Raw genomic sequence first — 11,549 nt, 5'->3', positions numbered from 1 at the left:
GTGCCGGCGGGCTGGGGGTGTCCTACTACAGCAACGGCGGCAATGGCGGCACGGCCACCAACGGCACGATTTCCATTGGCGGCGGCGGTGGCGGCGCAGGCTGGGACAAGGTCGGCGGCGCGGGCGGCAATGCCGCCGGTGGCATTTACAATGCTTCGACCGGCACCCTGAAAATCGTCGGCACCTCGGTCATCAGCAACAACCTCGGTGCGGGGGGCGGCGGTGGTGGTGGCGGCGGACTGGGCAGCAATGCTTCCAACGGCGGCATCGCCGGGCGCGGCGTCGGCGCCATCTGGAACCAGGGCGGCACGGTGCTTATCACGGCGGCCAACTTCGCCGCCATCAGCGGCAACGCCGCAGGCAGCGGTGCCGGTGGTACGGCATCGGGTGGTGGCACAAACGGTACTTCACCGGCCGCTGTCTCGGCGATCTACAACAACGGCGGCACGCTCAACACCGCCTACGTGGAGCCGCCGACCGCGACTATCGTGATGGCCGACACGGCCCTGAAAATCGGCGAAACCTCGCTGGTGACCATCACCTTCAGCCGGGCGGTGACCGGGTTCACCAACGCCGACCTGACGATTGCCAACGGCACGCTGACATCAGTGAGCAGCAGCGACGGCGGCCTGACCTGGACGGCAACCTTCACGCCGACCAACAACATTACCGACAGCACCAACCTGATCACCCTCGACAACACCGGGGTGACCGCGATCAACGACGGCGTGGCGGGTGTCGGTACGACCAACTCCGTCAACTACGCCATCGACACCGCGCGGCCGACCGTGACCATCGTGATGTCCGATACGGCGTTGAAGATCGGCGATACGTCGCTGGTGACTTTCACCTTCAGTGAAGCGGTGACCGGTTTCACCAACGCCGATCTGTCTATCGCCAACGGCACGTTGAGCGCAGTGAGCAGCAGCGACGGCGGCATCACCTGGACCGGAACGTTCACCCCGAGCGCCAGCATCAGCGATACCACCAACCTGATTACCCTGGACAACACCGGTATCGCCGACCTTGCCGGTAACGCCGGCACCGGCACCACCGATTCGGTCAATTATGCGATCGATACCGTGCGGCCGACGGCAACCATTGTGGTGGCCGACACCAATCTGGCGGGCGGTGAAACCTCGCTGGTGACCATCACCTTCAGCGAAGCGGTCAGCGGCCTCACCACCGCCGACCTGACCGTGGCCAACGGGACCCTGAGCGGTTTGAGCAGCAGTGACGGCGGCATCACCTGGACCGCCATGCTGACGCCGACCACCAACATTACCGACACCACCAACCTGGTCACCCTGGATAACACCGGGGTTGTCGATCTCGCCGGCAACGCCGGCAGTGGCACCACCAATTCCAACAATTACGCGATCGACACCGCGCGTCCGACCGCGACCATCGTGGTCGCAGACACCGCGCTGAAAATCGGCGAAACCTCGCTGGTGACTATCACCTTCAGCGAAGCGGTGACCGGTTTCACCAACGCCGACCTGACCATTGCCAACGGCACGCTGACTGCCGTGAGCAGCAGCGACGGCGGCATTACCTGGACGGCGACATTCACGCCGACCGCCAGCATCACCGACGCGACCAACCTGATCACGCTGAACAACACCGGCATCGCTGATCTGAACGGCAACGCCGGCAGCGGCACCACCGACTCCAACAACTACGCCATCGATACCGTGCGCCCGACCGCGACCATCGTGGTGGCCGACAACAACCTGCGGATCGGTGAAACCTCGCTGGTGACCATCACATTCAGTGAAGCGGTCAGCGGTTTCACCAATGCCGATCTGACGATTGCCAACGGCACCTTGAGCGCAGTCAGCAGCAGCGACGGCGGCATCACCTGGACGGCGACGTTCACCCCGAGCGCCAGCATCACCGGTACCACCAACCTGATCACCCTGGACAACACCGGCATCGTCGACCTGGCGGGCAACGCCGGTAGCGGCACCACCGATTCGAACAATTATGCGATCGATACGGTGCGGCCAACCGCGACCATCGTGGTGGCCGACAGCAACCTCACTGCCGGCGAAACCTCGCTGGTGACCATCACCTTCAGCGAAGCGGTCAGCGGTTTCACCAACGCCGACCTGACGATTGCCAACGGTACGCTGACCGCCGTGAGCAGCAGTGACGGCGGCATCACCTGGACTGCGACGTTCACGCCGAACGTGGGCGTCAATGACGCGACCAACCTGATCACCCTGGCCAATACCGGCATCGCCGACCTTTCGGGCAACACCGGCAGCGGCACGACCAACTCCAATAACTACACCATCGACACCGTGGTGCCGACCGCGACCATTGTCGTGGCGGACTCCAGCCTGAAAATCGGCGAAACCTCGCTGGTGACCATCACCTTCAGTGAGGCCGTGACCGGTTTCACCAACGCCGACCTGACCATCGCCAACGGCACGCTCAGCGCGGTCAGCAGCAGCGACGGCGGCATTACCTGGACGGCCACGTTCACGCCGACCACCAACATCACCGACGCCACCAACCTGATCACGCTGGACAACACTGGCGTGCAGAACCTGTCGGGCAATGCCGGCAGCGGCACCACCGATTCGAACAACTATTCAATCGACACGGTGCGTCCGACCGCCACCATCGTGGTCGCCGACACGGCGCTCGGCGTCGGCCAGACCAGCCTGGTGACCATCACCTTCAGCGAAGCCGTGACCGGTTTCACCAACGCCGACCTGACGATCGCCAACGGTACGCTGAGCGCGGTCAGCAGCAGCGACGGCGGCATCACCTGGACGGCGACGTTCACGCCGGCGGCGGGCATCACCGATACCACCAACCTGATCACCCTGGATAACACCGGCATCACCGACCTGGCAGGCAACGCCGGCAGCGGCACCACCGATTCCAACAACTATGCGGTCGACAGTCAGCGTCCGACGGCGACCATCGTCATGAGCGACATTGACCTGCGTCCCGGCGAAACCGCGCTGGTGACCATCACCTTCAGCGAGGCGGTGACCGGTTTCGACAACTCTGACCTGAGCGTCGCCAACGGCACGCTGAGCAATGTCTCGTCGAGCGACGGCGGCCTCACCTGGACGGCCACCTTCACGCCGAACATCGGTGTCAGCGACCTGACCAACCTGATTGTCCTGAACAACACCGGTATCACCGACCTGGCCGGCAACACTGGCACTGGCACCACCAACTCGGCCAATTACCAAGTGCAGACCCAGGTGCCGACTGCCACCATCGTGGTAGCCGACCCTGCGCTCAAGGCCGGGGAAACCTCGCTGGTGACCATCACTTTCAGCGAAGCGGTCAGCGGGTTCGACAACAGTGACCTGACCATCGCCAACGGCACGCTGAGCAACGTCAGCAGCAGTGACGGCGGCATCACCTGGACCGCGACGTTCACCCCGACTGCCAATGTCACTGACGCCACAAACCTGATCAGCCTGAACAATGCCGGAGTGACCAACGTCTCAGGCAACAGCGGTATCGGCACCACCGATTCCAACAACTTCGCCATCGACACCGCGCTGCCAACCGCCACCATTGTGGTTGCCGATAACCGCCTCGGTATCGGTGAAACCACCACCGTGACCTTCACCTTCAACGAAGCGGTGATCGGGTTCGATCTGGGGGACATCAGCGTCGCCAACGGTTCGTTGTCAAACCTGACCAGCAGCGACGGCGGCGTGACCTGGACCGCAACCTTCACGCCGACAGCCAACGTCAACGATCCGACCAACCTGATCCTGATCGACACCGGCGGCGTCCAGGACCTGGCCGGCAACCTCGGGGCGAGCATCGCCATCTCCAACAACTACATCCTCGACGCGACCCGGCCGACGGTGAACATCGTGGTCGCCAATCCGAATCTGGGCATCGGCCAGAGCACCACGGTGACCTTCACCTTCAGCGAGGCGGTGAGCAATTTCGACCTGTCCGACCTGAGCGTGACCAACGGTGACCTCAGCAACCTGACCAGCAGTGACGGCGGCAAGACCTGGACCGCGACTTTCACGCCGACCGCGAATGTCACCGACCCGAGCAACTTCATCGCGCTGGACACCAGCAACGTCACCGACCTTGCGGGCAACGCCGGCAGCACGGTGGCGGTGTCGAACAACTACGCCCTCGACAGCGAACGGCCGACCGCGACGGTGGTAATCGCCAATCCGAACCTGGGCGTCGGTCAGACTTCGCAGGTGACCATCACCTTCAACGAAGCGGTCAGCGGTTTCGACCTGTCGGACCTCAGCGTGGCCAACGGCACTCTGTCCAACCTGAGCAGCAGCGACGGTGGCAAGACCTGGACCGCAACCCTGACGCCGAACGCCAACGTCAACAGCGCCAGCAATGCGATCAGCATCAACACCGCCGGGGTCAGCGACCTGTCGGGCAACAGCGGCAGCAGCGTCAGCAGTTCCGGCAATTACGTGATCAACACGGTGCCTGTGCCTCCTGTGGCACCGACTACTCCGTTGATCGTGGTGACACCGGATCCGGAGTTCCGCAGCAGCGATCCGGTCGCGCCGCCGCCGCCGAACGTTCCGCTGCAGCCGATCGTCTTCACCGCGCCCACTGGCGACCTCGGTTCACCGCTGACTTTCGCGCCGTTGTTCGAGCAACGGGTGATCGGCAACGGCATCCGTCCACTGGGGGATATTTTCATCAATCGCGGTGCGCTGAGCCCCAGCTTCATTGCCCAGGTGTTCAGCAGCAGCGACAACCAGGGTGACGGCTCTGGTCATGGCTTCCTCGGGTTTGGCGGTGGCGATGGCGGGGTGTTCGGCAGCAGCACGCTGTCGAGTCTGTTCAATCAGGACAGCAGCGCCGAGCGCGATTCGCTGAACGCCTTCGGCAGTCAGTCGATCAAGGGCGGCGATATTTCCCAGGGCCTGCGCGGTGTGTTCGGCGCGCCGACCCTTGGCCAGCAACTGCAACAGATCAAGGACAGCGAGCAGCACCGGGTCGACAACCTGGCCGCCGCACTGCAACAGGTCGGCATCAGCGAAATGCCGGCCTGACCAACATTACAACTCAATATATGCGGGACCTAGGGGCGATCCAGGGATGAAGAAAAGTCAGAAGTTGTTCGGCGTCAGCTTGCTGGCGCTGGCGATCAGCGGATGTGCAGTGACCAGTGAACCGATCGAACGCAGCGTCAGCGAGCAACGGGCCAGAGCTGACCTGCAGAGCATGTACAAGGGCCAGGAACCGCTGAGCGGTCCGCTGACCCTGCACCAGGCTATGGCCCGCGCGGTGAAATACAACCTCGAAGGCCGCTTGAAAATCATGGAGGAAGCGCTGGCCAAGCGGCAGCTCGACCTCGCCAGTTTCGACATGCTGCCGCGCATGGCGCTGGACGCCGGTTACGTCGGACGCAACAACGTCAGCGCCTCCAGCAGCCAGAGTGTGCGTACCGGCACTCAGTCTCTGGAACCGTCGACCTCACAGGACCGCGACCGTGACGTCGCCGACCTGACCATGGTCTGGAACGTCCTCGATTTCGGTGTCAGCTACATCAGCGCCAAGCAGCAAGGCGACCAGCGCCTGATCGTTCAGGAGCGCCGGCGCAAGGTGATCAACACCATCGTTCAGGACGTGCGCTCGGCCTATTGGCGGGCGATGGCCGCCGAACGCCTGCTCAAGCAGATCGACAGCCTGATGGCGCGAGTCGACACCGCCCGCCGTAACAGCGAAAGCATGAGCGAACAGCGCATCGGTGATCCGGTGCAGTCCCTCGGTTACCAGCGTTCGCTGATTGAGGCGACCCGGCAACTGGAAGAACAACGCCGCGCGCTGTCGCTGGCGAAAACCGAACTGGCGACCCTGATCAACCTGCCGCTGGGCACCAATCTGACCCTGGCCACCGATGACGGTTACCGGATCCCGGAACTCAAGGTCGATCTGAGCAAACTCGAGCAGGAAGCCCTGACCAGCCGTCCGGAACTGCGCGAGCAGGATTACCAGACCCGGATCAGCGCCGCCGAAACCCGCAAGGCCATGTTGCGTCTGCTGCCGGGTCTTGAGTTCTCCGCTGGCGGGCATTACGACAGCAACTCGTTCCTGGTCGAGCAGGGCTGGGCCGACTACGGCGTCAAAGTCACCTGGAACCTGTTCAACGTGATCTCTGCCCCGGCGGCTATCGATGTGGCGAAGGCCGGTGAAGAAGTGGCTGCCGCGCGGCGTCAGGCGATGTCGATTGCAGTGCTGGCGCAGCTCTACGTGGCCAACGCCAACTATCAGGAGGCGCTGCGCCAGTTCAAGACCAACCAGCAACTGTCGGACATCGACGGGCAAATCGTCGGTCAGTTGCGTAACCGTCGTCAGGCCGACGGCATTGGTGAGCTGGACCTGATTCAGGGCGAACTCAACACCTTGCAGGCGGATCTGCGTCGCGATCTGTCCTACGCCGATCTGCGCAATGCTTACGGCCAGATCTTCGCCAGCGCCGGCCTCGATCCGCTGCCGGATCAGGTGCAGTCGACCGAAGTGCAGTCGATCGCCACCGCGTTGGCCAACCGCGAAGCCGCGTGGGCGTCAGGGGATATTTCGCTGCCGGTGGCCCATGCCTCCGCGCAATGACGTATTGGCGCCGACCGCCAGCATCAGCCGTGCCCAACGCGAGGCCCGCAACGGCCATCGCGGCACGGCAATGCTGCTGACCGGTTTGCCGGCGGCGGGCAAATCGACCCTTGCCCAGGCGTTGCATGCCGAGTTGTTCAGTCGTGGTCTGCAAAGTGTGGTGCTCGATGGCGATGGCCTGCGCGTCGGGCTCAACCGTGACCTGGGTTTTACCGATGCCGACCGCCTGGAAAACATCCGCCGCGCCAGTGAGCTGGCGGCGTTGCTGGTGGAGAACGGGCAGATCGTGATTCTGGCGATGATCGCGCCGCTGGCGGATCTGCGCGAGGTGTTTGCCCGTCGTTTGGGCGAGGACTATCGCGAGGTCTGGTGCAGCGCCGCGCTGGCGGTGTGCGAGCAGCGCGATCCGAAAGGGCATTACGCCCGGGCCCGGCGTGGCGAGCTCGCCGGGTTCACCGGCGTGTCGGCGCCTTACGAGGCGCCGGCCCAGGCTTCGCTGGTGCTCGACACCGGCACGCTGACGGTCGAAGCCTGTCTCGACCGGTTGCTGACTTGGCTCGGCGAATCCGCGGTGTTGCCCAAGGCATGAGCCGGCCGGCGTTCTCGCGATTGCCGCTGACCGCGGATCTGCCATTGCTGTTGCAGGCGCTGGCGGCGATTGACGACGCTGCCTGGCGCGGTCATTTCAACACCGCTTATTTCGCCGGCGACTGGAGCGGCGTGGCGCTGATTTCTGCCGCCGATGCGCTGACCGAACTGTCCCCCGGCAGCGCCGAACCCGTTCAACGCGCCCCTTGGCTGAATGATGGTCGCTGGCAGCAGGCCCTGCGGGATCTGCCGCTGGAAATTGTCAGTGCGCGGCTGTTGCGACTGGGCCCGGGCGGGCAGATTCATGAGCATCGCGACTACGATCTAGAGGGCGCGGACGCCGATTTGCGCCTGCATATTCCACTGCTCAGTCCGCCTGCCGTGGACTTCTGGCTCGACGGCCAGCGGATGCCGATGGCGAAGGGAGAATGTTGGTTTCTCGATCTCGCCCGACCGCATCGGGTCGACAATCGCGACAGCACGGTTCGGGTTCATCTGGTGCTCGATTGCCGCCCCGCGCCCTGGCTGGAGCAGATGATTGTTGACGGTTTGCCGAGCACTCCGCTGCCTGATGGCGCGGAGACGGCGCTGCAGCGATTTCAACGGTTGCTGGTCACGGATCCGTTGCTGTCCGCAACGTTGCAGGCATTGCACGACCCCGAATCATTCACCGTCCAGACGCTGGTGTTGGCCGCTGAACGAGGCCTGCATTTTTCCCGTGAAGAACTGCTGGCGGCGATGCGCAATGGTCGTCGGTCATGGAACGAACAATGGCGTCTGTGAATTTCGACGGCTGGTTACCGATCCGCATCTGGAAAACCGTCGGGCAATGGCAGGTCGACTGGTGCTGGTTTGGCGACACATCGCTGCATCAGCCGTTCTTTCGTGAAGCCGTCGAAGACGCGTTGCGCCTGCCGTTCAATCAGGCGTTCCGCCGGCAAACGCCCTTGTCGGCGCTCATGGATTGGCAGGCGCTCAGTCCGGGTCTGCTACCGAGCGCCTTTATCCTTCACGCCTCGCGGTGTGGCTCGACGCTGATCAGCCAGATGCTCGCCCGGCTCGACGATCACATCGTGGTCTCGGAGCCGCCGCCCCTTGACGCCTTGCTGCGTAGCGATCTGCCGGGCGAAGAACGCCGCGCGGCCATCGCCGGATTGCTCTCGGCGTATGGTCAGCGGCGGCGCGGTACGGAGCAGCGGCTGGTGATCAAGCTCGACGCCTGGAACATCGGTGAATGGCCGCTGCTGCAGCAGTGCTTCCCCGATACGCCGTGGCTGTTTTTGTATCGCGATCCGCTGGAAATCGCCGTCTCTCACCTGCGCCGCCCCGGCCTGCACATGGTGCCGGGTGCACTCGGCGATTGTGTGCTGGACGACGATTTGCCGTTCGAGGGCAGCGAGGATTTCATCGCCCGGCGGCTGGGGCGCCTGCTGGAGGCGGGGTTGGTGCATTGCCGTGATTCTGCCGGGCTGGCGCTGAACTACAGCGAATTGCCCGACGCGATGAGCGGGCGGCTGGCGCGGTTTTTCGGGCTCAGCGCCAAGCAGTGTGAACAGGCGCTGACAGCGACGGCGCAGCACGCGAAGCAGCCGTCACAACCCTTTGTCGTCGATGGCGAACACAAACGCCGGGAGGCATCGGCGCTGTTGCGGGCACGGATCGAAGATTGCGCCCGTGCGCCCTATGCCGCGCTGGAACGCTTGCGCGCGCTTACGATTTCGCCGACAGATCCGCCATCCCCTTGAGCAGTTCGATCGGCAACGGAAAGACGATGGTCGAACTCTTGTCGCCGGCAATCGAACTCAAGGTCTGCATATAGCGCAGCTGCATGGCGCCGGGCTGGCGGCCGAGCATTTCGGCGGCCTGCATGAGTTTTTCCGAGGCCTGCAATTCGCCTTCGGCGTGGATCACCTTGGCTCGCCGTTCCCGCTCGGCTTCGGCTTGTTTCGCGATGGCGCGCACCATTGATTCGTTGAGATCGACGTGCTTGATTTCGACGTTGGCGACCTTGATCCCCCAGGCGTCGGTCTGGGCGTCGAGCACTTGCTGGATGTCGATGTTCAGGCGTTCGCGTTCGGCCAGCAGTTCGTCCAGCTCATGTTTGCCGAGCACCGCACGCAGGGTGGTCTGGGCCAGTTGGCTGGTGGCCATGAGGAAATCCTCGACCTGGATGATCGCTTTCTGTGGGTCGAGCACGCGGAAGTACAGCACCGCGTTGACCTTGACCGAAACGTTGTCGCGGGTGATCACGTCTTGTGGCGGCACGTCGAGGACGATGGTGCGCAGGTCGACCCGGACCATTTGCTGCACCACCGGGATCAGCAGGATCAGCCCCGGCCCTTTGACCTGCCAGAAGCGTCCGAGCTGGAACACCACCCCGCGTTCGTATTCGCGCAGGATGCGGAACGTCGAGCCGGCCAGGGCGATCAGCAACAGCAGCAGCGCGACAAAACCGATTTGCAGACCCATGATCACTCTCCGAGCGGTGCCGCGTCAGTCGCGGCCACTTGCAGCAACAGACCCTTGCGCCCGACCACGCGCACCGGTTGCCCGGTGTGCAGCGGCGTGGCGCTCAGCACCTGCCAGCGTTCTCCTTGTAATTGCACCCAGCCGTTGCGGCTGTCTTCCAGTTGCACCACCGTCACCGCCGTGACACTGCCGAGCAGGCCGGCATCGCCGCTGACCGGTTGGCGCGGTCGGGTTTTCAGGGCGCGGATCAGCAATGCGATCAGCAACAGGGCGCTCACCAACCCGAGGCCGATCATCATCGGCACCGGCAGTTCGGCGTTGCTCAGGATCAACGCGCCAATCACGAACATGACGATGCCGCCGAGGCCGATCAGCCCGTAGTTGGGCAGCGCGGCTTCGGCGATCAGAAACGTGATGCCCAAGGTAATCAGCCACAGGCCGACCGGACTGACGGCGGTAAACGGACCGTCCGCCGCAATCACCGATCCACTCAGCAGCAACAGGGCAAGCGCACAGCAACGGATGTTCACGTGACCCTCCGCGAGAGTCAGGACTTGTTCTTACAGTCTAGTTGAGGCTGCGGCTGGATGATTTTTGATCAATTTGCCTGTCTCGCCAGTGGGCGGATTTCCCGGTGTTTGCAGCTCGCCGGACTAGACTTTCAAGTACAGCCACAGCGTTTCATTACCGTCCGCCGCGCAGCGTCGGCGGGCACCGAGGTGCATCATGCGTATGGCCAAGAAAGTGCAGAGCAGCCTCAACCGGGCGCAATGCGAATATGACATCGTCACCCACCCGCACTCGTCCAGCAGCCTGGAAACGGCGCGGGTCTCCGGGATTGCCGCAGAACGGGTGGCCAAATCGGTGATCCTGGACGACCGTCACGGGCACTACCTGATGGCGGTGCTGCCCGCCAGCCGCCACCTGGACTTGAGCAAGGTGCGCAGCAGCGGCGAATGGCAGATCACCCGCGAAAGCAATCTGGCGCACATTTTCGACGACTGCGAACGCGGTGCCGTACCGCCACTGGGCGATTCCTACGGCCTGGACATGGTCATCGACCCGCTGCTGACCCGGCAGAAAGACATCTACCTGGAAGCCGGCAACCACAACAACCTGCTGCACATGAGCATGCCCGAATTCCTGAAAATGGTGCCGCATGCGCAGGTGCGGGAGTTGAGTCAGTAGGTTTGCGGCGTTTTTGACGACGCTAATCGCGAGCAGGCCCGCTCCCACAGGTTCTGCGCTAGACCTGTGGGAGCGGGCCTGCTCGCGAAAAATCTTTCACACCCTATAAATCTCGCAGGAGTTCCGACATGGAAAACCCGACGCACAGCCTCCCATCCCTGTTCAAGCAACTCGGCCTGGACAGCGACCCGGTCAGCATCGACCAGTTCATCGCCACCCATTCCCCGCTCAAACCCGAACTGCACCTGTGCGACGCGTTTTTCTGGAGCAAGAGCCAGGCGGATTTCCTGCGTGATGAGATTCTCGATGATGCGGATTGGGCGGAGGTGGTGGATCAGTTGGATGTGATGTTGAGGAAGGGGCGGGGCGCTTAGTCAGCGTAAAATTTCGTCACAGGATATCCTCAATTGCCCTCTCTATATGGGGTAGCTTCCGATTTCAAAGAAGACTGGAAGCTGAAAAATGCAACAAAGACTCCCCCCGGTAAAAATGATCAGTGTCGAGGCTTTTAAAGAAAATTTTGATGCGGTAATCGAGGACGTCAAATATGAGCCAGTCGTTTTACAAAAGCACAGTCAAGTTTTAGCTGTCCTGCTTTCCGCATCATTGTATGAGGCGGTTATTGAACGGCTGGACGATCAGTATTTGGCGTTGATCATTCACTCGCGACGCAATGAAGTTGGAAAACCCATCGAGCTGGATCAACTGTAAAAAAC

10 protein-coding genes are annotated in these 11,549 nt (G+C 62.8%); 8 read left to right on the top strand and 2 right to left on the bottom strand.

Features of this window, described 5'->3' with window-relative positions; genetic code table 11:
* The 5 genes from AC07XZ_RS14795 to AC07XZ_RS14775 form a co-directional block, all read left to right on the top strand.
* On the top strand, nucleotides 1-5,027 hold a 5,027-nt coding region (locus tag AC07XZ_RS14795; RefSeq protein WP_102687441.1), incomplete at its 5' end, for a beta strand repeat-containing protein.
* Nucleotides 5,028-5,073: 46 nt separating this feature from the next.
* Nucleotides 5,074-6,588 carry a TolC family protein gene (locus tag AC07XZ_RS14790; RefSeq protein WP_102687442.1) on the top strand — a complete coding sequence of 505 codons (1,515 nt, stop codon included), beginning with the start codon at nucleotides 5,074-5,076 and terminating at the stop codon, nucleotides 6,586-6,588.
* Entirely contained in the window at nucleotides 6,572-7,177 is a 606-nt protein-coding gene (gene cysC, locus AC07XZ_RS14785) for an adenylyl-sulfate kinase (protein WP_102687443.1), read from the top strand. The genes AC07XZ_RS14790 and cysC overlap by 17 nt, the downstream gene beginning before the upstream one ends.
* Complete coding sequence (locus tag AC07XZ_RS14780; protein WP_102687444.1) at nucleotides 7,174-7,959, top strand: aspartyl/asparaginyl beta-hydroxylase domain-containing protein; 786 nt, start codon at nucleotides 7,174-7,176, stop codon at nucleotides 7,957-7,959. Before cysC ends, AC07XZ_RS14780 begins: the two co-directional genes overlap by 4 nt.
* The gene (locus tag AC07XZ_RS14775; protein WP_102687445.1) at nucleotides 7,947-8,921 is read left to right on the top strand and encodes a sulfotransferase family protein; all 975 of its coding nucleotides are present in this window, start codon (nucleotides 7,947-7,949) and stop codon (nucleotides 8,919-8,921) included. Before AC07XZ_RS14780 ends, AC07XZ_RS14775 begins: the two co-directional genes overlap by 13 nt.
* Here the strand turns inward: AC07XZ_RS14775 and AC07XZ_RS14770 are convergent.
* Nucleotides 8,887-9,645, bottom strand: a complete 759-nt coding sequence (locus AC07XZ_RS14770) for a slipin family protein (RefSeq protein ID WP_007957673.1) — start codon at nucleotides 9,643-9,645, stop codon at nucleotides 8,887-8,889. The genes AC07XZ_RS14775 and AC07XZ_RS14770 overlap by 35 nt on opposite strands.
* A 2-nt stretch (nucleotides 9,646-9,647) precedes the next feature.
* A complete protein-coding gene (locus AC07XZ_RS14765; protein ID WP_102687446.1) occupies nucleotides 9,648-10,175 on the bottom strand; it encodes an NfeD family protein in 528 nt (175 codons plus the stop codon).
* Nucleotides 10,176-10,371: 196 nt separating this feature from the next.
* Here AC07XZ_RS14765 and AC07XZ_RS14760 point away from each other — a divergent pair, with 196 nt between their 5' ends.
* The 3 genes from AC07XZ_RS14760 to AC07XZ_RS14750 all read left to right on the top strand — a co-directional run bounded on the left by AC07XZ_RS14760 (nucleotide 10,372) and on the right by AC07XZ_RS14750 (nucleotide 11,544).
* Nucleotides 10,372-10,833 (top strand): aminoacyl-tRNA deacylase, encoded by a 462-nt coding sequence (locus AC07XZ_RS14760; protein ID WP_007957669.1) that lies wholly within the window; start codon nucleotides 10,372-10,374, stop codon nucleotides 10,831-10,833.
* 128 nt (nucleotides 10,834-10,961) lie between these two features.
* On the top strand, nucleotides 10,962-11,207 hold the full coding sequence (locus AC07XZ_RS14755) for a DUF2789 domain-containing protein (RefSeq protein WP_102687447.1): 246 nt from the start codon (nucleotides 10,962-10,964) through the stop codon (nucleotides 11,205-11,207).
* A gap of 88 nt (nucleotides 11,208-11,295) precedes the next feature.
* Complete coding sequence (locus AC07XZ_RS14750) at nucleotides 11,296-11,544, top strand: type II toxin-antitoxin system Phd/YefM family antitoxin (protein ID WP_102687448.1); 249 nt, start codon at nucleotides 11,296-11,298, stop codon at nucleotides 11,542-11,544.
* Nucleotides 11,545-11,549: the final 5 nt, after the last annotated feature.

The sequence above is a fragment of the Pseudomonas sp. GW458-11-26-14-LB4 genome (assembly GCF_059423925.1).
This window is presented reverse-complemented; position numbering and strand designations above follow the sequence as displayed.

Excerpts from the sequence above, each read along its gene's own strand:
- AC07XZ_RS14790 (WP_102687442.1), top strand. The coding sequence starts at position 5,074 with ATGAAGAAAAGTCAGAAGTTGTTCGGCGTCAGCTTGCTGGCGCTGGCG.
- cysC (WP_102687443.1), top strand. The coding sequence starts at position 6,572 with ATGCCTCCGCGCAATGACGTATTGGCGCCGACCGCCAGCATCAGCCGT.
- AC07XZ_RS14780 (WP_102687444.1), top strand. The coding sequence starts at position 7,174 with ATGAGCCGGCCGGCGTTCTCGCGATTGCCGCTGACCGCGGATCTGCCA.
- AC07XZ_RS14775 (WP_102687445.1), top strand. The coding sequence starts at position 7,947 with ATGGCGTCTGTGAATTTCGACGGCTGGTTACCGATCCGCATCTGGAAA.
- AC07XZ_RS14770 (WP_007957673.1), bottom strand. The coding sequence starts at position 9,645 with ATGGGTCTGCAAATCGGTTTTGTCGCGCTGCTGCTGTTGCTGATCGCC.
- AC07XZ_RS14760 (WP_007957669.1), top strand. The coding sequence starts at position 10,372 with ATGCGTATGGCCAAGAAAGTGCAGAGCAGCCTCAACCGGGCGCAATGC.
- AC07XZ_RS14755 (WP_102687447.1), top strand. The coding sequence starts at position 10,962 with ATGGAAAACCCGACGCACAGCCTCCCATCCCTGTTCAAGCAACTCGGC.
- AC07XZ_RS14750 (WP_102687448.1), top strand. The coding sequence starts at position 11,296 with ATGCAACAAAGACTCCCCCCGGTAAAAATGATCAGTGTCGAGGCTTTT.